Annotated in this window: 20 protein-coding genes and 2 pseudogenes; 17 read left to right on the top strand and 5 right to left on the bottom strand. The window is 68.8% G+C overall.

The features are described 5' to 3' along the window. The first annotated feature begins 78 nt into the window (after positions 1 to 78). Both IG84_RS0106745 and IG84_RS42880 read left to right on the top strand, forming a co-directional pair. Positions 79 to 675: a S26 family signal peptidase gene (locus IG84_RS0106745; protein WP_037799430.1), complete on the top strand. Its 597-nt coding sequence runs from the start codon at positions 79 to 81 to the stop codon at positions 673 to 675. Positions 676 to 872: 197 nt separating this feature from the next. Continuing rightward, positions 873 to 1,205, top strand: coding sequence for a recombinase family protein (locus IG84_RS42880; protein WP_157848831.1), 333 nt, complete (start codon positions 873 to 875; stop codon positions 1,203 to 1,205). Here IG84_RS42880 and IG84_RS0106750 read toward each other — a convergent pair. Next, entirely contained in the window at positions 1,156 to 1,764 is a 609-nt protein-coding gene (locus IG84_RS0106750) for a TetR/AcrR family transcriptional regulator (protein WP_031052485.1), read from the bottom strand. The genes IG84_RS42880 and IG84_RS0106750 overlap by 50 nt on opposite strands. A 109-nt stretch (positions 1,765 to 1,873) precedes the next feature. Here IG84_RS0106750 and IG84_RS0106755 point away from each other — a divergent pair, with 109 nt between their 5' ends. The 7 genes and pseudogenes from IG84_RS0106755 (at position 1,874) to IG84_RS40485 (ending at position 8,084) form a co-directional block, all read left to right on the top strand. Then, positions 1,874 to 3,139, top strand: coding sequence for an NADH:flavin oxidoreductase/NADH oxidase family protein (locus IG84_RS0106755; RefSeq protein ID WP_031052487.1), 1,266 nt, complete (start codon positions 1,874 to 1,876; stop codon positions 3,137 to 3,139). A gap of 322 nt (positions 3,140 to 3,461) precedes the next feature. Further along, positions 3,462 to 4,276, top strand: a pseudogene (locus IG84_RS37710) (alpha/beta hydrolase); the annotation flags it as partial. A 12-nt stretch (positions 4,277 to 4,288) separates the two neighbouring features. Next, the gene (locus tag IG84_RS42885) at positions 4,289 to 4,426 is read left to right on the top strand and encodes a hypothetical protein (RefSeq protein ID WP_425424018.1); all 138 of its coding nucleotides are present in this window, start codon (positions 4,289 to 4,291) and stop codon (positions 4,424 to 4,426) included. A gap of 89 nt (positions 4,427 to 4,515) precedes the next feature. Next, positions 4,516 to 5,436, top strand: coding sequence for an acetoacetate decarboxylase family protein (locus tag IG84_RS0106765; protein WP_031052490.1), 921 nt, complete (start codon positions 4,516 to 4,518; stop codon positions 5,434 to 5,436). Between the two features lie 14 nt (positions 5,437 to 5,450). Continuing rightward, on the top strand, positions 5,451 to 7,049 hold the full coding sequence (locus tag IG84_RS0106770; protein WP_031052493.1) for a succinic semialdehyde dehydrogenase: 1,599 nt from the start codon (positions 5,451 to 5,453) through the stop codon (positions 7,047 to 7,049). A gap of 43 nt (positions 7,050 to 7,092) precedes the next feature. Beyond that, positions 7,093 to 7,794, top strand: a complete 702-nt coding sequence (locus IG84_RS0106775) for a type 1 glutamine amidotransferase domain-containing protein (protein WP_031052496.1) — start codon at positions 7,093 to 7,095, stop codon at positions 7,792 to 7,794. A gap of 59 nt (positions 7,795 to 7,853) precedes the next feature. Further along, positions 7,854 to 8,084: a hypothetical protein gene (locus IG84_RS40485; RefSeq protein ID WP_157848832.1), complete on the top strand. Its 231-nt coding sequence runs from the start codon at positions 7,854 to 7,856 to the stop codon at positions 8,082 to 8,084. Positions 8,085 to 8,185: 101 nt separating this feature from the next. Here the strand turns inward: IG84_RS40485 and IG84_RS0106780 are convergent, their stop codons facing one another. Beyond that, positions 8,186 to 9,406: a metal-dependent hydrolase family protein gene (locus tag IG84_RS0106780; protein WP_031052498.1), complete on the bottom strand. Its 1,221-nt coding sequence runs from the start codon at positions 9,404 to 9,406 to the stop codon at positions 8,186 to 8,188. Further along, a complete protein-coding gene (locus tag IG84_RS0106785) occupies positions 9,403 to 10,860 on the bottom strand; it encodes an MFS transporter (protein WP_157848833.1) in 1,458 nt (485 codons plus the stop codon). The genes IG84_RS0106780 and IG84_RS0106785 overlap by 4 nt, the downstream gene beginning before the upstream one ends. A gap of 80 nt (positions 10,861 to 10,940) precedes the next feature. Here IG84_RS0106785 and IG84_RS0106790 point away from each other — a divergent pair, with 80 nt between their 5' ends. Next, complete coding sequence (locus IG84_RS0106790; RefSeq protein ID WP_078648652.1) at positions 10,941 to 11,243, top strand: putative quinol monooxygenase; 303 nt, start codon at positions 10,941 to 10,943, stop codon at positions 11,241 to 11,243. A 31-nt stretch (positions 11,244 to 11,274) separates the two neighbouring features. Further along, entirely contained in the window at positions 11,275 to 12,114 is an 840-nt protein-coding gene (locus IG84_RS0106795) for a MurR/RpiR family transcriptional regulator (protein ID WP_211266421.1), read from the top strand. 64 nt (positions 12,115 to 12,178) lie between these two features. Here the strand turns inward: IG84_RS0106795 and IG84_RS0106800 are convergent, their stop codons facing one another. Then, positions 12,179 to 12,520: an amidohydrolase family protein gene (locus tag IG84_RS0106800; protein WP_211266422.1), complete on the bottom strand. Its 342-nt coding sequence runs from the start codon at positions 12,518 to 12,520 to the stop codon at positions 12,179 to 12,181. 258 nt (positions 12,521 to 12,778) lie between these two features. Between IG84_RS0106800 and IG84_RS37715 the strand changes: the two are divergent. Continuing rightward, positions 12,779 to 13,269, top strand: a pseudogene (locus IG84_RS37715) (DUF1345 domain-containing protein). Positions 13,270 to 13,371: 102 nt separating this feature from the next. Here IG84_RS37715 and IG84_RS0106810 read toward each other — a convergent pair. Continuing rightward, positions 13,372 to 14,289: a LysR family transcriptional regulator gene (locus tag IG84_RS0106810; protein WP_245659244.1), complete on the bottom strand. Its 918-nt coding sequence runs from the start codon at positions 14,287 to 14,289 to the stop codon at positions 13,372 to 13,374. Positions 14,290 to 14,463: 174 nt separating this feature from the next. Here IG84_RS0106810 and IG84_RS0106815 point away from each other — a divergent pair, with 174 nt between their 5' ends. From IG84_RS0106815 to IG84_RS0106835, 5 genes are all read left to right on the top strand, one after another. Continuing rightward, positions 14,464 to 15,201: an acetoacetate decarboxylase gene (locus IG84_RS0106815; RefSeq protein WP_031052515.1), complete on the top strand. Its 738-nt coding sequence runs from the start codon at positions 14,464 to 14,466 to the stop codon at positions 15,199 to 15,201. Between the two features lie 36 nt (positions 15,202 to 15,237). Then, complete coding sequence (locus IG84_RS0106820) at positions 15,238 to 16,230, top strand: 3-hydroxyacyl-CoA dehydrogenase family protein (protein ID WP_031052517.1); 993 nt, start codon at positions 15,238 to 15,240, stop codon at positions 16,228 to 16,230. A 36-nt stretch (positions 16,231 to 16,266) separates the two neighbouring features. After that, complete coding sequence (locus IG84_RS0106825; protein WP_031052519.1) at positions 16,267 to 17,754, top strand: CoA transferase; 1,488 nt, start codon at positions 16,267 to 16,269, stop codon at positions 17,752 to 17,754. 192 nt (positions 17,755 to 17,946) lie between these two features. Beyond that, entirely contained in the window at positions 17,947 to 19,077 is a 1,131-nt protein-coding gene (locus IG84_RS0106830; protein WP_051861457.1) for a hypothetical protein, read from the top strand. After that, positions 19,077 to 20,666, top strand: a complete 1,590-nt coding sequence (locus IG84_RS0106835; RefSeq protein ID WP_031052525.1) for a cytochrome ubiquinol oxidase subunit I — start codon at positions 19,077 to 19,079, stop codon at positions 20,664 to 20,666. Before IG84_RS0106830 ends, IG84_RS0106835 begins: the two co-directional genes overlap by 1 nt. Positions 20,667 to 20,690: the final 24 nt, after the last annotated feature.

The raw sequence follows: 20,690 nt of genomic DNA on the forward strand, positions 1-20,690 counted from the left end.
CGGAAAACAAACGGGCATGACGAAGCGTCAGCATTTGCCGGTCGCCCCGGGCGAGCGGGCCGACACCTGGAGGGACCGATGGACACGGAGCTGATCCGGCTGGCCCCGGCCCTACTGCGACGCAGGCTGGTGGCTGTCACCGTCCGAGGAGCCAGCATGGAACCCGCCTTCCATGACGGCGACCGGGTGCTGGTCGACCGCGGGCGGGTGGCAGCGCCGGGACAGGTGGTCGTTGTCGAGCGGCCGCAGGAGGCGGTGCGGTGGGAAGCCCGGGTGCCGGAGGTGACGGAGCGGAACACCGCGGGCCCGATGGAGCCCGGCACCCGCCGCCAGTGGCACACCGCAAGTCCGCGAACCATCGAATGGGACCGCCCACCGGTGCCGCCCGAGGCCGGAGCGGGCACCCTCCGCCGCCGGGACTGGATGATCAAGCGCGTGGCCGCGATCCCCGGTGACCCGGTACCGCGTGACCGGGTGGCGGCGCTCACCGAGGTGCCCGGGGATCAGGTGCCGCCGAATGAACTGGTTCTGCTGGGCGACAACCAGGACGTCAGCTTCGACTCCCGGTGTGTGGGCTACTTCCCCGCCGAACGCGTGCTGGGAACCATGGTCCGGCCGTTGCCATCCCCTCCCCGGCCTTCCCGTACCGCCCCTGTCAGCCCTTCGACCAGCTGACGCCGCGGCTGATCCGCCAGACACTCATGCACCCATGCATTCATTCACCCAGGCGTCAGATACCAGGTACCGCGTATGCCGCCGCGCATCACGTACTCGGCCGGGAACCACGTATCCGATGGGCGGCGTATCCGATGGGCGGCCGCGGACCGCAAGCCGGCGTCCACCGCCGGCTCGAAGACGCCGAGGACTCACGGATGCGCCTGCGCTGGGGGCCGTTCGCCAAGGTCTACAAGGAGAACGACGCCTCCGCCTTCAATAGCGCAAGGTCATCCGCCCCGACGGAACGATCGACTGGATTGTCCTGCGCCCGGAGTTCCGGCGAGTCCGCCTACGCGATCGCCAAGCGGTTCAACGTCGAGGGAATCAAACCTCCCGAGGCACTCACCTGGTCGTCCAACATGATCAACAAAATGCTGCGCAATCCGCGGTACGCGGGAATGGTCACCTACGGCGGAAGGCGCCGAGGGCGATTACCCGCTACCGGGGCTGCGTATCGGCCGCCTGCGAAAGCGCCGGGGCGGCGGTGAACAGCGCCAAGACCGCAGTGCGGACCTGGTCGGCGACCGCGTCGGGGGTGGAGGTGTCGAACTTGCCGTCGAGGTGCAGGAACGCCAGGCCGTGAACGAGTGCCCACACCGAGGTCCACAGTGCGTCCGGGTCGGCGCCGGGGAAGGCGCGGCGGGCGATGTCGCGGACGTATTCCGCGATGGCCGCGGTCGCGGCGACCCGCTCCTCGTTGTCGGGGTCGCAGGGTTCGGCGAACATCGCCCGGAACAGCGCGGGATGGTCGAGCGCGAAGCGGACGTAGGCGACGGCGACCGCCGCGATCTCGTCGGGGGCCGCTGGCGCGGGATGGACGGCGGCCAGGTGCTCGGTGAGTTCGCGGTAGCCCTCGGCGGCGACCGCGGAGACGAGCGCTTCGCGTTCCGGGAAGTGCCGGTAGGGGGCGGCCGGCGACACGCCCGCGCGCCGTGCGACGGCCCGCATCGACAGTGCGGCGCTGCCGTCCTCTTCCAGCAGCTCGCGCGCGGCGCGCAGGCAGGCGGCGCGCAGGTCGCCGTGATGGTACGCGGTCGTCTGTGGCACAGGTCACACCCTCTCATGTGTGCACCGCTTACATTCTCTGGTTAATGTGAGCGGCGCACACATTCTAGGCGATCGCACCGAGCGTGCGCGCAGACAGAGAGGGATTCGGATGACCAGCGAGCTGTTCTCGCCGTTGTCCCTGCGCTCCGGACAGGTTCTGGACAACCGGATCGCGAAGGCGGCCATGGAGGAGAACCTGGCCGACGAGGGCCAGTTGCCCGGCCGGCACCTTCTGGCGCTGTACCGGCGCTGGGCCGCCGGCGGCACCGGACTGCTGATCACCGGCAACGTCATGGTGCACGCCGAGGCGCTGACCGGCCCCGCGGGTGTCGTGCTCGACGAGGCGGCGCCGCTGAAGCCGTTCGCTGAGTGGGCCGAAGCCGGCAAGTCGGGCGGTGGGGCGATGTGGATGCAGATCAACCACCCCGGCCGCCAGGTGCAGGCCGGCATGCCCGGCGTGGTGTGGGGCCCGTCCGACGTGGGGGTCGATCTGGGCCGGCACAGCAGCCGCTTCGGCCGCCCCGTCGCCATGACTCCCGAGCAGATCGACGCCACGGTGACCCGGTTCGCGGTGACGGCGCACCGCGCCGAGCAGGCGGGCTTCGACGGCGTGGAGATTCACGCCGCGCACGGCTACCTGCTGTCGCAATTCCTCTCTCCGCTGGTCAACAAGCGGACCGACGCATGGGGCGGGTCGCTGGAGAACCGGGCCCGGCTGCTGCTGGACATCGTCCGTGCCGTGCGCGCCGCCGTCTCGCCGTCCTTCGGGGTCGGGGTGAAGCTCAATTCCGCCGACTTCCAGCGCGGCGGGTTCGACGCCGACGACGCACGCCAGGTGATCGAGATGCTGGCACCGCTCGGCGTCGATCTGGTCGAGCTGTCCGGCGGCAGCTACGAGAGCCCGGCGATGGCCGGCCGCCCCGCCGATGAGCGCACCCAGGCCCGCGAAGCCTACTTCCTCGACCTGGCAAAGGACCTGGTCAAGGCCAGCCCGCTGCCCCTGATGCTGACCGGCGGCATCACCCGCCGCGAGACCGCGGAGAAGGTCCTCGACAGCGGGGTCGCGCTCGTCGGGGTGGGCACCGCCCTCTCCGTCACCCCGGACCTGCCCGACCGCTGGCGGAACGGCCGCGAGGCCGACCGGCAACTTCGGCCGGTGTCCTGGTCCGACAAGGCCCTCGCCTCGGCCGCCACCATGGCCCAGGTCCGCCACCAGATGCGCCGCATGTCCCACGGCCAGGCTCCCAGGCCCGGCACCCACCCGGCGCGCGCCCTGCTTTGTGAGCAGGGCCGGCAGCGACGGGCTCTGCGCCGCTACCGCACCTGGCTGACCGCATCGCGGCACATGGGTACGACCACGAGTCGGGCCGCGTGACCACTGTGCGTGGCCGGGTCGAGTGACGGCCCCACGGGGCGACGCCCCAGCGTGCAGCGCAGCCCGGGCCGCCGCCTGGCCACGCGCCCTTGTCAGCGCGCCCAGCGCCGCAACGCCGGGCCGGGAGGCGCGTGCCCGCGGGCTGCGGCCGGTCCGGCCCCGCGGCGAGACCCGACCGGTGCCCGTGAGAGTCCCGCGACAGGTTGCGCATCGCGGGTGAGGCGCGACGATGAGTGGGGGGTATGCGCCGTTCTGCCTGGTAGGCGCCGGATGTGCGGAACGGCAGAGCACGTACCCGGGACAGGGAGCAGTCATGACCGAGATGCCGCCACCCATCGCCCCCTACTTCGAACCCGCCGCGAAGGAGCTGGCCGAGGCGACCGACCCGCATCCGCGGATCTACGAGGTCCCCCCGGAGAAGGGGCGCCAGATCCTCCTGGACCTCCAGAGCGACACCAGCGCGCCCCGCCCGGACGTCGACGAGGAGTGGGTCGACGTGGATGCCGGGCAGTGGGGAACGGTCCCCACCCGCATCATCCGCCCCAAGGGGGCGAGCGGGCCGCTGCCAGTGGTCTTCTATATCCACGGCGCCGGCTGGGTCTTCGGCGACGACAAGACCCACGACCGCCTCTTCCGCGAACTCGCCGTCGGGGCGGGCGCCGCAGGCGCCTTCCCCGTCTACGACCGGGCGCCGGAGGCGAAGTACCCCACCCAGGTGGAACAGAACTACGCCGTGGGCCAATGGGTCCTGGCGCACGGCGCGGAGCACGGCCTGGACACCTCACGCATCGCCGTCACCGGCGAGTCCGTCGGCGGCTGCATGTCCGCGGTGTTCGCGCTGATGAACAAGGAGCGCGGCGGGATCGACCTCAAGACCCAGGTCCTGCTCTATCCGGTCACCAACGCCGACTTCAACACCCCGTCCTATCTGCAGTTCGCCGAGGGCTACTACCTCACCCGCGAGGGCATGAAGTGGTTCCGGGACGCCTACACCACCGAACCCGCCCAGCGCGCCGAGATGTACGCCTCCCCACTCCAGGCCCCCCTGGAGCAACTGCGGGGACTGCCAACCACCTCGTCATCACCGACGAGGCGGACGTGCTGCGCGACGAGGGCGAGCAGTACGCCAACCGGCTGCGGGAAGCCGGCGTGGACGTGACCTCGGTGCGCGTGGCCGGCATGGTTCACGACTTCCTCCTGCTGGACAGCCTGCGCGACACCCGTGCCGCCAACGTCGCCCGCAAACTCGCCGTCGATGCTCTCACCTCGGCTCTGCACACCACCTGAGACACTCCCACCCCACAGTGTTGACGGTGCTTACATTGCCGACTAGGCTGATGTAAGCACCGCTAACATTTAAGTGAGGAGCGATACTGATGTCGTCAACTCCGCAGGACACGGTGAAAGTCGACCTGGGCGGCCATACGGTCACGGTCCCCAAGGGCGGCCTGTACGACCGGTACCGGATGAACACCGACCTGGACGAAGTCGCCGACGATCCCCGCGTCAGTGGCGTGGATTTCTTCCGCCGGCTGCCCAAGACCGAGGTCGACTCTCCGATCGGGGCCACGCTCACTCCGAACTTCTACTACCGCATCTCGACCGCCCGGCTCACGATGCTTGCCCGCACCCGCGCGATCCGGAGCCGCCTGCCCCGGGAGCTGGCCCCACTGGAGGTCGCACCCGGACTCGGCCTGATCTCGGCGATGTTCTTCCGCTACGACGTGTGCGACATCGACTTCTACACCGAAGCCGCCGTTGGCATCGCCGTGAAACCCGCCCGGCACGGCGGCCTCGGATTCTTCGACCTCGTGACCGCCCTCAAGAACGAGCACCTCGATTCCTATGTGCTCTCCCTGCCGGTCAGCAGCGAGATCGCACAGGTTCGCGGCCACGACGGTTACGGCTTCCCCAAGTGGGTCACCGAGCTCGATGTGGACATCGACGCCGGCCGGACGACGGCACGTGTGGCCAACGGCGACGGCGGGACCGACCTGTCCCTCTCGGTGCCCACACCCGCCCAGACCGTGCATGCGAGCGGCGAGCGTGTCTCGAGTCTCACCTCGTACACGTCGATCAACGGCGCCTGGCACTCCATCCTCAACCAGACCAACATGCTCGCGGCGGGCACCGTGCGCTTCCCCCGCGGCATCGATCTCCAGCTCGGGCGGGGCCGCATGGCCGACGACCTGCGCTCGCTCAAGCCGACCAGGACGGTGCAGCTCGACGTCATGACCGAGGGCCAGGCCGCCCTGCACATGCCCGTCCCCACCTCGGTCCCCAGCGGGAACCAGTGACAAGGAGCCCTGCCATGGTCACCGATCACGCCGCTCCGCCCGTCGCCGCCCGCGGTACCGGCCTGCCCGCATCACTGACCCCGGGCCGAATACACCGGCTGGCGGAGCGCATTGCGGCCCCGGCCGATGCCGTACGGGTCACCACCCACGCCCCCTACACCGGCGCCCCGCTGGCCGACCTTCCCGTCTCGACGCCTGCTGACGTCGAGGACGCGTTCGCGCGTGCCCGCGCCGCCCAACGGGCCTGGGCAGCCACCCCGCTGAACGAGCGCAAGAAGATCATGCTGCGCTTCCACGACCTCGTACTCACCCGCCGGGACGAGGTGCTGGACCTGATGCAGGCCGAGAGCGGCAAGACCCGCCGCGACGCCTCCCTCGAGGTGATCGACACCGCGATCACCTCCCGCTACTACGCGCGCAGCGCCGCCAGGTACCTGGCTCCCAAGCGCCGCCGCGGTGCAGTCCCGGTGCTTACCCACACCACCGAACTGCGCCACCCCAAAGGCGTCGTCGCCATCGTCTCCCCGTGGAACTACCCCCTGAGCATGGCCGCCGGCGACGCCATTCCCGCGCTCATGGCCGGCAACGCGGTCGTTCAGAAGCCCGACACCCAGACCGCACTCACCGCACTGTGGGCACTGGACCTGATGCACGAGGCCGGACTGCCCGCCGGCATATGGCAGATGGTGATCGGCCGCGGCAGCTCCATCGGCGACGCGCTGATGGCAGGCGCCGACTACATGATGTTCACCGGCTCCACCGCCACCGGACGCCGGATCGCGCGCGACGCGGGGGAACGCCTCATCGGCGCCTCCCTCGAACTCGGCGGCAAGAACGCCATGATCGTCCTTGACGACGCCGACATTGACCGTGCGGCCGACGGCGCCATCGCCGCATGCTTCCCCTCCGCGGGCCAGCTCTGCGTCTCCATCGAGCGCCTGTACGTGGCCGAGTCCCTCCGCGACGAGTTCATCGCAGCTTTCGTCGCCCGCACCAAGCGGCTCACGATGGGCGCCGCCTACGACTACAGCATCGACGTCGGCTCCCTCACCACCTCCTCCCAACTGGACACCGTCACCGCACACGTCGACGACGCCGTCACCAAGGGCGCGACCGTCCTGGCCGGCGGCACGGCCCGCCCCGACCTGGGCCCGCTGTTCTACGCACCGACCATCCTCACCGACGTCACCCCCGACATGACGCTGTACGAACACGAGACCTTCGGCCCCGTCGTCTCCCTCTACCCCTTCGACGACGTCGACGAGGCGATCGCGCGGGCCAACGCCACCCCGTACGGCCTCAACGCCAGCGTCTGGACCCGCAACGGAGCCCGAGGCCGGGCAGTCGCTGCCCGCATCCACGCCGGCACCGTCAACGTCAACGAAGCCTTCGCCGCAGCCTGGGGCAGCATCGACGCACCGATGGGCGGCATGGGCGACTCAGGACTCGGCCGACGCCACGGAGCCGACGGCATCCTCAAATACACCGAGCCGCAAACCGTCGCCCACCAGCGCCTCCAGGGCTTCACCCCGCCGGCCCGCATCTCGCCCGACGCCTGGGCCGCGCTCCTGACCAGCGCACAGAAAGTCCTCAAAGCGGCCGGCGCTCGCTGAGCCCTTACGAAGGGGGGAGCCCTGCCACACAACGGAGACAGAGATGACCAGAGTCCTTTTCGTCGTGTCCGCAGCCGACCGCTGGACGCTGAAGGACGGAGAAGTGCACCCCTCGGGCTACTGGGGCGAGGAACTGGCCATGCCGCACAAGATCTTCACCCGCGCAGGGTGGGAGATCACGATCGCGACGCCGGGCGGAAAGGTTCCCACGCTGGACCGCCTCAGCATGTCCCGCACCGCCGGCCTGCCGTCCAAACTGCGCGAGGTCGCCCGGTACCTCGACTCCATCCAGGGCGAGCTGAACAACCCCAGACCCCTGGAGGAGATCGCCCCGGACGCATACGACCTGGTCTTCTACCCGGGCGGGCACGGACCGATGGAGGACCTCGCCGTCGACCCGGTCTCGGGAGCACTGCTCACCCGCGTACTGCACTCCGGCAAGCCGCTGGCGTTGCTGTGCCACGCACCGGCCGCCACGTTCGCGGCGAAGAACGAGGACGGCTCGTGGCCGTTCGCCGGATACCGGATGACGGGCCTGTCCAACCTGGAGGAGAAGTTCAACAGCTTCGGACGCAAGGCGATTTGGCTCCTGGAAGACCGCCTGCGCGAAAGTGGCGCCGACTACCGCAAGGGACGCCTGCCCCTGCGCCCGTTCATGGAAGTCGACCGCAATCTCTACACCGGACAGAACCCCGCCTCTTCCGAACTGCTCGCCAAGCGGCTCGTGGACGACCTGGACACCTGAACACGGCGAGACGTAAGCCCCTACGACACCACGAGTTCAACCTCAGTAACCGACGAGCAGTGGGCGCGGATCAAGCCGTTGCTGCCGGACCGGACGCCGAGGCGGCGTGGTCGCTGGCGCGATCATCGGGTGGTGATCGACGCGACGACATCCACGAAGCCTTCCTCGGCTCGCCACCTGCCTCATCACTCATCGCTTTGGGAACGGCTGCCGTCGCCGCGGGCGGCATTGCCGTGGGTCAGTTGTTCGGCCGTGCCCGGCTTTCGCTGCTCCGAAATGGCGTCTCCTGACCGCTATTCGACATCCGTAGCGAACATCACCGACCCGGACAACCGGTGATCGTCCTCACGGAATGTGTGCCCAATCCGCACGGAGACCGCCACCACCACCATCAGATGACGGTGCCGCCCTTGATGACGTATCGGAGATTGTCCTGCGGGCGTGTGAGGACGCTGATGTTCTCAAGCGGGTTGCCGTCGACGATGAGGAGATCCGCACTGGCGCCGATGGCCAAGGTGCCGATCTGGGATTCCAGGTTGAGCAGGCGGGCAGCGGTGCTCGTCGCCGCCCGTACGATGTCGGCGGCCGGCTGGACTTCTGCGCGCAGGGTGAACTCTTCGAGTTGGGCGGTTTGCATGGGGCCGAGCAAGTCGCTTCCGTAGACGAGGTTGACGCCTGCGGTGTGGGCGCGTTCGAGGGCCACGAGGCCGTCCTCGTGGACGTCTGCGATCTTCCGGTAAGACGCCTCTGCCATGCCCATCACCTGGCCGAGCTTGGCCATCTGGTCGTAGGTGACCAAGGTGGGGACGAGGTAGGCGTCGTTTTCCAGCAAGAGGCTGATGGTCTCATCGTCGATCAAGTTGCCGTGTTCGACGCAGCGCACGCCGGCTCGCAGGGCGCGGTTGACGCCGCGGGGATGGTAGGCGTGCACGGTCACGTACCGGTTGTGGTTCTTGGCCTCGGTGACGGCGGCGCTCATCTCTTCGTCGGTGTACTGGACTTCGGAGACTTCGTCGTGGGGCGAGGCGACGCCGCCGCTGAGGAGCATCTTCAGGTGGGCGGCGCCCTTACGGAACTCGTCGCGGGCGGCGGCCTTGACGGCGTCGACGCCGTCGGCGATGCGGGAGAAGGCGGGGCGGGCCTGGCAGCAGGGCAGCGTGTCGTCGCCGAGCGGGCGGAGGTCTCCGTGGCCGCCGGTCTGCGACAGCGCCTTGCCGCCGTAGATCAGGCGGGGCCCTGGGGCGAGCCCTTCCTCGATGGCTCGGGCCATTCCGTGATCGGCACCGCCGACGTCGCGGACGGTGGTGAATCCGCGGCGCAGCATGCGGCCGGCTTCGGCGAGAGCACGGACCGTGGCGTAGCCGGGCGTCCAGGAGGCGGATTCCTGGCGGTCGAGAGTGCTCAGCAGGAGATGGACGTGCGCGTCGATGAGTCCGGGCATGACGGTGGCGCCCGCGGCGTCGATGTGCCGGACGCCGTCCGACGGCTTGGGGGCACGGCCAGTGTCGGTGGCCGTGATCCGACCGTCTGCGACCTCCAGCCATGAGGTGTCGGTGAGCTCAGCGGTTTCCGGGTGCAGCAGGTGTGCGTTGGTGATGAGCAGGCGGTTCATGCGGTCCTACTTTCGATGTGTTCCAGGCTGTGTCCGGCTGTCTTCTCGCCGAACACGGTGACGACGGCGACGGCGACGGCGAGCAGGCCGACGAGGCCGAGGAACACCTTGCTGAAGCCGACCACGCTGTAGAAATAGCCGATGGCGATGGGCGAGAGGATGGCGCCGCACCGTCCGACCGCGGAGGCGGCGCCCATTCCGGTGGTGCGGATGGCGGTGGGGTACAGCTCCGAGGTGTAGACGTAGTAGGCCGCGGCGGAGCCGTTGATGAAGGCGGCGAGGCAGGCGGCGCCGACCAGGAGCAGCACCTCGTTGCCGGTGAGTGCGACCAGGAGGGCGGAGAGGGTGGCGCCGGTGGCGTAGAGGGCGATGACCCACTTGCGTTCGAGGCGGTCGATGAGGGCTGCGGCGATGTAGTAGCCGGGTACTTGGGCGAGGGCGGTCACCAGTCCGTACAGGAAGGACTTGGTGATGGTGAAGCCCTTCGCGGTGACCAGCAGGGTGGGCAGCCAGCTGGCGAAGCCGTAGTTGACGCCGGTGAGGGTGAACCAGATCAGCCACAGGACGAGTGTCCGGCGGGCCAGTCCGGGCCCGAAGAGCGCTGCCAGCTGGGCGACGGTCGGCCGCTTCGCCGGTTCCGGCGCGCTCGATGCCTGTGGGCCGGCCGCGGCGGGCTCCCCGCTGTCGTCCTGCGGTGCCTGCTGGGGCCGGGTGGCGCCGGCGTGAGCGCTCTGCGGTGCGGGGGCGGCACTTTCGAACCGGCGGACCACCTGTTCGGCCTCGGCGAGACGTCCGCGGGAGATGAGGTAGCGCGGTGACTCCGGAAGGCTCTTGCGCCACCACAGGAGGAGGACCACGGGCAGTGCGGTGATCAGTGCGGCGATCCGCCATCCGGTCTCGGCGTGCGGGCCAACAACGACGGCCGCAACGACACCGGCCAGGATGTAGCCGAAGGAGAGGAAGCCCACCGTGCGGGCGACGAACCGGCCGCGGTAGCGGGCGGGCAGGAACTCCGAGATGTAGGGCGCGACGAGCACGCTCTCGGCGCCCACTCCGATGCCTGACAGGGCCCGCCAGATGAAGAGTTGGGTCGGGTTGGTCGCGGTGGCCATCAGCAGGCTGAAGACGGAGAAGATCAGTAGCGCGAACATCATCAGGCGTCGTCGGCCGAACCGGTCGGCGAGCACCCCGGCCCCGAGGGCGCCGATGAGATAGCCGAAGTAGAGCGAGGACAGCAGCCAGCCTGCCGGTCCGGCGTCGATGCTCCACAGGGCGATGACCGCGGACAGGGCGTAACCCATCAGCGCGCCGTCGAAGGAGTCAAAGGTGTAGCCGAGGCCGCCCTGGAACATCAGGCGGCGGTGTGCCGATGAGGGCTCCAGCCGGTCGAGCCGGCGCAGCAGGTCCGCGCCGTTCAGTGCTGGTGCTGCTGTTGACGGTTGGGAAGGGTTCACTGCGCCTCCACGAACGGGGTCCGGCACTCGATGCGGCGCAACGTTAGATGCATACATCAAGGCTATGCAATAGTTGATGCATGAAGATTTCGGTACTCACCCTGCGTCCCGTGCCCGGCATGGCCGGCGAACTCCTCGCCTTCTACCGCCACCACGCGATCCTCGAGGCCTCCGGCGCGCTTGATTCACACATCCTGACCAGCGAGGATTCACAGACACTGGTCGTTACCGCAGCATGGCCCGACATTGCCGCGTACACCGCGTGGCAGCAGTCACCCCGCCGGGCCGAGCTGGCGGCGGGCATGGCACGCTTCTTCAGCTCGCCGGACGCGGTGCACAGCCAGTTGTTCGACGTCGCCCATACCGTGTCGGGCCGCCCGTGAACGAGCGTGCCCCGTGGCCGAGGAGTTGCCCGTGTCCGTGATCGAGACCTGGCTGCGCAACCAGGAGGGTTATGCGGCCCTGGGCCCGCAGGCGGAGCGGGTGGTCCGGGTACTGGTTCGCGAGCCGCACTTCGCGAGCTATGCCTCGGCGCGTGAAGTCGCCGAGCGCGCCGGGGCCAACACCTCCACCGTCGTACGCACCTGCCAGCAGCTCGGCTTCGACGGATGGCCGGCGCTGCGAGAGGGCCTGCGCGATCTGTACCTCGACGGCCTGACCGGGGTCGGCAGTGCGCCGAACACCGCCCAGGACGCCGCCGCCCGCATGCTGCAACGAGACGCCGCCAATGTGCAGACACTCATGGCAGCGGAATCCGTCGAGGCGATCCGCCGCGTCGCCGAGGCCGTCCGTTCCGCGCGCCGCACCCTGGTGGTCGGATCCGGCACCGCCGCAGCCCCCGCCCACATCCTGGGGCACCTGGGAACCATCATGGGCTACGACATCCAGCTCGCCCTCGGCGCGCCCACCGTGCAGGCTGCGCGGCTGAGCCATCTACAGGCCGGTGACTGTGTCATCGCCATCAACGTGTGGCGCCTCACCCGGGCCCTACGCGGGCTCACCCGTCTCGCCCGCGAGCAAGGGGCGACGGTGTGTGTACTGACCGACCTGCACTCCTCTCCCCTCGCGGAAGACGCCGACCACCTGGTCGTGACTCCGATCGAGGGTCTGCACTCCACCCCGTCGCTGACCGCCATGGTCTCGGCCGTCCAGGCCATCGTGGCGGAACTGGGCGCCTCCCCTGACCGTCTGCGGTCGGTGGGGCGCGTGGAACACGCCTGGAACGAGCTGGACCTGATGGACGACCAGCCCTGACCGGCCGCACACCACAGCCGGTCAAGAGCGGTCGCCGGGGGAAGATCCGCGGTACTGCCCGGCCCTAGTCGGCGCTGGGCAATACGCGTCCGGCCTGGACGATCTGACGCAGGTGCTTCTCCGGCTCGGCCAGCACGACGATGTCGGCCAGGGGGCCGTTGCCGAGCACCAGCAGGTCCGCGTGGGCACCCTGGGCCGTGGTACCCAGACGCCCTTCCTGGCGCAGGAGCCGAGCGGCCGTGGACGTCGCCGCGCGCACGATGTCGGCCGGCTTCTGCACCTGGGCACGCAGTCGGAACTCGTGGCTCTGGTGCCGTTCCATGTCGTCGAGCAGGTCCGAACCGAAGACCATCTGCACACCGGCCCGTCCCGCGCGCTCCATGGCGGACAGGCTGCCCTCAAGCACCTCTCCCGCCTTGGTCCAGCTGTACTCGGACAGACCGTGATCCGTGCCTTCGCTGGTCCGCGATGCCGCGAATCTTCACTTCCGCGCTGCGCGGCTGAGAGATCGGCAGGTCACGTGCCACAGGCCCGCACCTTTCATACCCTTTAGTAGATAAATACCGCATTTCTGCCGCGTCAGGACGATGGTGCATACATTCAGAGGAGCTCCGTGGTGCATTCCTGGCTCTCCGAACGCCGGCGGGCCGCGGTGAGCACGCTCATGGCGGCCTGCACCGCGGCGGTTCTCGTCCTCGTCCGCGTACGCGACAACACTTCGGCTCTCCTCTCGGGGGCTGACGTGGGCGTGCTGGCGCTGTCCGCCGACCTGTTCACCTATCTCGCCGTCACATTGACCGCATTCTCGACCGCCTCACCCGCAAGGATTCGCGGATGGGCGCACGAGGCGCACGGCACACTGATCCAGCGGTACGTCCTCGGCACCGCACCCGGGCCCGGTGTTTACCTCTTCATCGCGGCGGCCGCGCTCGTGGTGGCCAGCACGAGCAGGCGCTGGACTTTCCCGGCGGGGAGAGGGCGACCTGGGCCGACTACGTGTACTTCGCGCTCTCCGTCATGACGACATTCGGAGCAACGGACGTAACGGTGGCCTCAACAGAGAGGCGACGAACTGTGGCAGCCAACGCGGTCATCGCCTTCGTCTTCAGCACTGTGACGGCGGCCAGCCTGGTGGCCGCCCTGGACAGCGACTGACCCCGGTCCCGGCCGCCGAGACCTACTCCCCTGGTGCTGTTTCCGCTACAGGCTGGGCGAGGGCGCTCCCCCAGAGCTCTCGGGGAGTCTCTGGGGAGAGGTTCAAGCAGGCGTCAAGCGATCGATCAGTTCCAGTAGCCGCAGTACGGCCGCGTCCGCTTCCGGTCGATGTACGCCGACCACGGTGGTCTCCAGGAAGCGTGAGGCCCCTCGCAGTGCGGCAAAGGCAACTCCGGGGATGGGGAAGTCGCGCAGGCCTTCAGGGAGGAGGCTGACGCACAGCCCGGACGCGACATAGCTGAACAGGCCGGTGAGATCGTCGGCCACCGCGCGGCCGCGGGGCGTGAACCCGGCGTCGCGGCAGGCGAGTTGGACCTGCTGAGCGAGAGCCGGAAGGGCCGCGGCGTCGGGAAGGACGAAGTCCTCGTCCCGTAGATCGTCCAAGCCGATCTCGTCGGCTCCGGCCAGCGGATGATCGTGCGGCAGGGCCGCGGCGAGGCGCTCGACGGCGAAGTCGTGGGTGACGAGCTCGGCCGACAGGGGCGACGGGTCACGGAGGAACCCCAGGTCCAGCATGCCTGAGCGCACCATCTCGGCGACGGCGGCCGACGAATCCTGGTGCAGGTGCACTCGCAGCCCCGGCAGTTCCTCAGCCGCCGACCGCAGGAGTCCGGGCAGGTAGTGATGACTGAGGATGCTCACGTATCCCACCCGGACGTCTCCGTCCAGGCCGCTGGCTACCCGCCGGACCCGTTCGATGGCCGCGGACTGGGTGTCGAGGAGCCGCTGGGCGTCCACGGCGAACACCTCACCCGCCGCGGTCAGGGAGACCCCTCCCGGACCCCGCTCGAACAGTCGCACCCCGAGCCCCCGCTCCAGGCGCTGAATCGACTGGCTGAGCGGCGGCTGGCTCATGAAGAGACGCTCTGCGGCGCGACCGAAGTGCTTCTCGTCGGCCACCACCAAGAACTGCTCCAGCAGGCGTTTCGTCAGATGAATATCCTCAACCATATGGATCATGACTACATCATATATTGGACAGACAGGTATCGAGAGGCGTCCACTGGGTCGTGGGCGCTCCGCAGATGAACGTGGCGCCCGTCCCCCCCAAGAATTTGATGTGGGAGAGGTCCGCGCGACCCCTGCGGCGCAGAGCTACCGGCCCGCGGTCCGCCCCTCTCCCTGGAGGCCTTGATGGACAAGCAAGATGTCGCGCGGCTCTTCACCACCCCGGTCGACGCGCCCGCCTACGCGCCCACCCGGTACCGCTTCACGAACCGCGAGTACTTCAACATCTACTACCGCACCGACCCCGAGACGCTGCGCCGACTCGTCCCGGAGCCGCTGACCGTCACCGAGCCACTGGTCCGCTTCGAGATCATGCGGATGCCCGATGTCACCGGTTTGGGCGACTACACCGAGGCCGGCCAGCTCATCGCCGTCGAGCACCAGGGCGAGGCGGGCGAGTTCAACCTCGCGATGTACGTCGACAGCGTTCCGGCGATCTCCAGTGGGCGCGAATACAGCGCGTACCCGAAGAAGGGCGGTTCTCCCAGCCTTTACGTCGACTCGGACACCGTGGTCGGCACGCTCGACTACGGAACCCTGCGCGTGGCCACCGCCACCATGGGTTACAAGCACCACGCCGTGGACCTGGACGAGGCCCGCGCGGAGATCTGCTCCCGCAATTTCATGATCAAGAACATCCCCCACTACGACGGCACCCCCCGCATCTGTGAGCTGGTCCGCACCCAGGTCACCGACGTCACCGTCAAGAGCGCCTTCACCGGCCCCGCCCGTCTGGAGCTCTTCGCCCACGCGATGGCACCGCTCGCGGACCTGCCCGTGCTCGAGGTCGTCGGCGCCAGCCACATCGTCACCGACCTGACCCTCAACCCCGTCGAGCCCGTCTACGACTACCTCGCCGGCTGACAGCATGCGCGCCCTCTTCGAGAAAGCCTCGAAATCATGAACACCACATCCACGCCCGCCCAGGCCACCGCTCTGGACTCCTACCGGCGTGCCGCGATCATCGGCGGCGGCGTGATCGGCATCTCCTGGGCCGGTCTCTTCCTCGCCCGCGGCATCGACGTCGTCATCAACGACCCCCGCGCCGACATCGAAGACCTCGTCCTGGCCGGCCTGGACGAGATCACCCCGGCCCTGGCCGAACTCGGGTTGCCCACCGAGAACCTCACGGAGCGGCTCACCTTCGAAGCCGACCTGGCCACCGCCGTCGCCGACGTCAACATCGTCCAGGAGAACGGCCCCGAGCGCCTCGAACTCAAGCAGCAGATCTGGCAGACCATCGAGCGGGCCGCTCCGGCCCATGCCCTGCTGGCCAGCTCCACCTCCAGCATCCCGGCCACCGCCATCGCCAAGGCGATGCAGCAGCCCGAACGCCTCATCGTGGGCCATCCCTTCAACCCGCCGCACCTTGTGCCGCTGGTGGAGATCGTGCCCGGAAAGAAGACCTCGGCGGCCACCGTCGAGCAGGCCAAGGCCTTCTACACCGCGCTCGGCAAGAAGCCGCAGGTCCTGCGCAAGGAGGTGCCCGGCTTCGTCGCCAACCGCCTGCAGTCCGCCCTGTTCCGCGAGTGTGTCCACCTCGTCGCCCAGGGCGTGGTGACGGAGCAGGAGCTCGACGAGATCGTCACCGCATCCATCGGCATGCGCTGGGCCGTGGGAGGCCCCTTCCGTACCTTCCATCTCGGCGGCGGCCCCGGCGGCCTGCCCCACTTCATCGAACACCTCGGCCGCGCCATGGAAGCCAATATGTGGCCGGCCCTGGGCAACCCCACCTTCGACGACACCACCGTCGCCACCCTCATCGACCAGGCACGCGAAGCCTTCGGCGACGGCACCGTCGAGGAACTCGCCGCCGACCGTGACCGCGCGCAGATCGCCCTCATGCGCGCCCTGGGCGAAACCCCGGACTCCGGCTCCGCCGGCCGCGCCTGATCCCCCTCCGAAGCACACGCGAGAAACGAAGAGACCATGTCCCTCACCGAGAAGATCACCAAGGCAATCGCCAACCCGGCCACCGACGACGCGTTCGACGTCCACGCCGAAACGGCCGAGGTTCTCGCAGGCATCGGGCTGAAGCCGGAGGACACCGGCGGCTCGATCACCTTCGAGGGTGCCGACCCGGTGGTACCCAGCACGCTGCGTCTGGGCGCGGCCTCCGGCATCGCGATGGTCGCCAAGTCCGCCGCCATCGCCGCCCTGTGGAAAGACCGCACGGGCCGCTGCCAGGACATCCACATGGACCTGCGCAAGGGCCCCCACCGTCTGTGCCCCTTCTACGAGCAGAAGTGGGAGCTTCTCAACGGCTACACCGGCGGCACCCCGTCCATCATCAACATGGCCCTCGCCAACAACTTCTACCGCACCGCCGACGGCCGTTGGATGATGCCCTTCAACATCTACCCCAACATCAAGGTCGCCGCCCAGAAGCTGCTCGGTGTGGGTGACGTCCCCGAGCACGTCGCGGCCGCGATCTCGAAGTGGAACGCCCGGGAGCTGGAGCAGGCCGGTGCGGAGGCCGGGTGCGTCATGCCGATGGTACGTACGCCCAGCGAGATCCTGACGGAGCGTCAGTACACCGACGTCCTCGCCGACCTGCCGCTGGTGGAGATCACCCGCGTCGGTGACAGCGCCCCCGAGCCGCTGCCCGCCGGTGCCACCGCCCCACTGGACGGCGTACGCGCGCTGGGCATGGGCCACATCATCGCCGGCGCCGGCGCAGGGCGCGCCATGGCCCTGCACGGCGCCGACGTCCTCAACCTCTGGCGGCCGTACGAGCTCGAGCACGACGTCACCTACCTGACGACCAGTGTCGGCGTGCGCTCCGCCACGGTGAACCCGTACACGCAGGAGGGCCTGGCCCGCATCCACGAGCTCCAGTCCGGCGCCGACGTCTTCTTCGCCAACCGCCGTCCCGGGTTCCTGCACTCCATCGACCTGTCCGAGGAGGAGTCCATCGCCCGGCGCCCGGGGCTGATCTACGCCACGGTGTCCCTGAACGGGCAGACCGGTCCGTGGAAGGACTATCTCGGCTTCGACCAGACCGCGGGCGCGCTCACCGGTCTGCTGCACCTGGAAGGCGACGGCGACGAGCCCGCCCTGCCGCCCATCACCGTCGTCAACGACTACCTCGTCTCCTGGTTCCTGACCGCCGGCATCGCCGAAGCGCTGCGCCGCCGCGCCGTCGACGGCGGCAGCTACCGCGTGCACGTCTCCCTGTCCCGGGTCGCACTGTGGATCCTGTCCATGGGCATCTTCGACCAGGGATACGCGAAGGAGATCGCGGGCACCGGCGATCTCCACGCCTACCCCGACCCGGAAGTCTTCACCGCCGAGACCCCGCTGGGTCACTACCAGGGAATCACCGACCAGGTGAAGATGTCCGACACCCCCGGCGCCTACCGGCAGATTCTCGTTCCGCGCGGCTCCGGCCGTCCGGAATGGCTGCCCGCCGCCTGATCCGCCTGGCGGCTCCCGGCCCCTCCGGACCGTGAGGGGCCGTTCGGGCCGGCTGTCGCACGGGACCCCACCGTGCCCGGCCTCGGCAACAGTGCCGGGCCGGTGGTGCTTGCTCTCCCCTCAACCGAGCACCCTCTGCATGCCGCCCCTCCGCCACTGCACGCTCACTCACCCTCAAGGAGCCGGCCAGTCATGACCACTCCGAACACCACCCCGCCCACGGCTGCGAGCGCGGACCACCCCTCCCACCGGCGCAGCAAGCCCGTCCGCAAGCTGCTCCACCTGCTCGGCCCACTGCTCATCTGCCTGGGCCTGGGAGTCACTTACCTCGGCGCCTTCCACCACCCGCAGCCCAACGACATGAAGGTGGCCCTCGTCGGGCCGCCCGCACGGACCCAGACCTTGGCCCAGAGCCTGGAGAAGAAGGTAGGCGACGGCCTGGACGTCGTCACCGTGGCGGACCGTCAGGAGGCCACCGAGCGTCTGATGGGCCGTGACATCGCCGGCGCCTTCCTCCAGACCCCGGACGCCGCGCCGGAACTCCTGGTCGCCAAGGCCGGCTCCGCCTCCACCGCAAACGCCACCGAGAACATCTTCCGCCAGGTGGCCGACAAGCAGGGAGTGGCGCTGAAGGTCACCGATGTCGCGCCGCTCCGCGCCGAGGACTCGGGCGGCGGCGGCCTGTTCTTCCTGCTGATCGCGCTCAGCGTCGCGTCCTACATCACCGTCCTCGTGCTGGAACAGGCAACGGACGTCGTCAGCGTGCGGGCGCGCGCGGGCCTCGGCCTGACTGCCTCGCTCGGCATCAGCACGATCGGAATCCTTCTCGCCGGACCCGTCTTCGACGTCGTCGACGGCTCCTACGCGGCGATCTGGGCCCTGGGGCTGGCACTCAGCGCCGGTGTCATCTCCGTGGGCATCGGTCTGCACACCTTCCTCAAGGACCTGACTCCCGTGGTCCTGATGGGGCTGTTCGTGATGCTCAACCTCACCAGCGCCGGCGGCCTCGTGGGACCGGAGCTGCAGAACGACTTCTATGCCTCGCTGCACTCGTTCTGGAACGGTGCGGGTTTCCTCGAAGGCGCCCGCAGCATCCTCTACTTCGACAACACCGGACTCGGCTCGCACCTTCTGGTTCTCGGCTCATGGCTGGCGGCCGGTGTCCTCCTGATGCTCGCGGCCACTCTGACCGAGAAGCGCCGCAAGCAGGTCGGCCGCCCCGTACGGAACGACCTTCGTGCCCCCGCTCCCGAGGAACCGACTGAGATTTTTTCGGCGCGACTTCGTGAATGTGCTCACAATCACGTACGGGGAGCAGGCTGATGGACCTCGCCATATCGCCGGAGACCGTCGCCCGCTGGCAGTTCGGCGTCACCACCGTCTACCACTTCCTCTTCGTGCCGCTCACGATCAGCCTTGCGGCCATCACGGCGGGGCTGGAGACCGCCTGGGTCCGCACGTCCAAGGAGAAGTACTTCCACGCGACGAAGTTCTGGGGAAAGCTCTTCCTGATCAACATCGCGATGGGCGTGGTCACCGGCATCGTCCAGGAATTCCAGTTCGGCATGAACTGGTCGGACTACTCGCGCTTCGTCGGTGACGTCTTCGGCGGACCGCTGGCGATGGAGGCGCTGATCGCCTTCTTCTTCGAGTCGACCTTCATCGGCCTGTGGATCTTCGGCTGGGACAAGCTGCCCAAGAAACTCCACTGCGCCTGCATCTGGATCGTCTCCCTCGGCACGATGCTGTCCTCGTACTTCATCCTGGCGGCCAACTCCTGGATGCAGCACCCCGTCGGCTACTCGATCGACGAGAAGACCGGCAGGGCAGAGCTCACCGACATCTGGGCGGCTCTGACCCAGCACACCACGCTCGTCGCGGTGGCCCACACCCTCACCGCGGCCTTCCTCACCGGCGCCGCCTTCATGATCGGCGTCTCCTGCTTCCACCTCTGGCGCGCCAAGCGGGCCCAGGACGCCGGCGAAGTACTGGATGCGAAGCGGACCAAGCAGGTCGGGGTGGTGCGGACCTCGCTGCGGACCGGTCTGGTCATCGCGGTGATCGCCGGTATGGGTACCGCGCTGAGCGGCGACGAGCTCGGCAAGGCCATGTTCGAGCAGCAGCCCATGAAGATGGCCTCCGCCGAAGCCTTGTGGGAGACCAAGTCCCCCGCGCCCTTCGCTGTTTTCGCCGTGGGAGACAGCGAGGAGCAACGCAACAGCGTCGAAGTGGAAATTCCCGGAGTGCTCTCGCTCCTGGCCCACAACAACCTCAGCGACCCTGTCCCCGGCATCAACGACATCGCCGAACAGCAAGCCGAGGCCCACGGCGGATCTCCGCAGAATTACATGCCCAACATCTTCATGACGTTCTGGGCATTCCGGCTGATGATCATGTTCGGTATGGCGTCCGTCGCCGTCGCCGCGGCCGGGCTGTGGCTCACCCGCAAGGAGCGCTGGGTGGCCCCGCAGTTCCGCACCGGCGAGACGGAGGTGCCGCGTCTGATGCTCACCGCCGACCGTGAGCTCAAGCCTCGGCTGACCAAGTGGGCCTGGCGAATCGGCACCCTCACCATGGGATTCCCGCTGATCGCCAACTCCTTCGGCTGGGTCTTCACCGAGATGGGACGCCAGCCCTGGGTCGTCAACGGCCTGATGCGCACCTCCGACGCGGTCTCGCCCGGCGTCAGCACCGCCCACGTCCTCATCTCCCTCAGCGTGTTCACCCTGCTCTACGCGGTCCTCGCCGTGGTCGAGGTCCGGCTCATGACCAAGTACGCCAAGGCCGGGCCCGATACCGAGGAGAAGCCGCCGACCCGCGACCCGCGGTTGTGGACACCGGGCCGCGGCGGGACGAACTCCCGGGACGCGGCTGACGCGGAGGCCGACGACCCCCTGTCCTTCGCCTACTGACCCACGGAAAGGAGATCTCGACTC

The sequence above is a fragment of the Streptomyces ochraceiscleroticus genome (genome assembly GCF_000720485.1).
In the GTDB taxonomy this organism is placed as follows: Bacteria; Actinomycetota; Actinomycetes; order Streptomycetales; family Streptomycetaceae; genus Streptomyces; species Streptomyces ochraceiscleroticus.

Bases quoted from the DNA above. Each gene is read 5' to 3' on its own strand.
- IG84_RS0106745 (WP_037799430.1), top strand. From the start codon at position 79: ATGGACACGGAGCTGATCCGGCTGGCCCCGGCCCTACTGCGACGCAGG.
- IG84_RS42880 (WP_157848831.1), top strand. From the start codon at position 873: ATGCGCCTGCGCTGGGGGCCGTTCGCCAAGGTCTACAAGGAGAACGAC.
- IG84_RS0106755 (WP_031052487.1), top strand. From the start codon at position 1,874: ATGACCAGCGAGCTGTTCTCGCCGTTGTCCCTGCGCTCCGGACAGGTT.
- IG84_RS0106765 (WP_031052490.1), top strand. From the start codon at position 4,516: ATGTCGTCAACTCCGCAGGACACGGTGAAAGTCGACCTGGGCGGCCAT.
- IG84_RS0106770 (WP_031052493.1), top strand. From the start codon at position 5,451: ATGGTCACCGATCACGCCGCTCCGCCCGTCGCCGCCCGCGGTACCGGC.
- IG84_RS0106775 (WP_031052496.1), top strand. From the start codon at position 7,093: ATGACCAGAGTCCTTTTCGTCGTGTCCGCAGCCGACCGCTGGACGCTG.
- IG84_RS0106780 (WP_031052498.1), bottom strand. From the start codon at position 9,406: ATGAACCGCCTGCTCATCACCAACGCACACCTGCTGCACCCGGAAACC.
- IG84_RS0106790 (WP_078648652.1), top strand. From the start codon at position 10,941: ATGAAGATTTCGGTACTCACCCTGCGTCCCGTGCCCGGCATGGCCGGC.
- IG84_RS0106810 (WP_245659244.1), bottom strand. From the start codon at position 14,289: ATGATCCATATGGTTGAGGATATTCATCTGACGAAACGCCTGCTGGAG.
- IG84_RS0106815 (WP_031052515.1), top strand. From the start codon at position 14,464: ATGGACAAGCAAGATGTCGCGCGGCTCTTCACCACCCCGGTCGACGCG.
- IG84_RS0106820 (WP_031052517.1), top strand. From the start codon at position 15,238: ATGAACACCACATCCACGCCCGCCCAGGCCACCGCTCTGGACTCCTAC.
- IG84_RS0106825 (WP_031052519.1), top strand. From the start codon at position 16,267: ATGTCCCTCACCGAGAAGATCACCAAGGCAATCGCCAACCCGGCCACC.
- IG84_RS0106830 (WP_051861457.1), top strand. From the start codon at position 17,947: ATGACCACTCCGAACACCACCCCGCCCACGGCTGCGAGCGCGGACCAC.
- IG84_RS0106835 (WP_031052525.1), top strand. From the start codon at position 19,077: ATGGACCTCGCCATATCGCCGGAGACCGTCGCCCGCTGGCAGTTCGGC.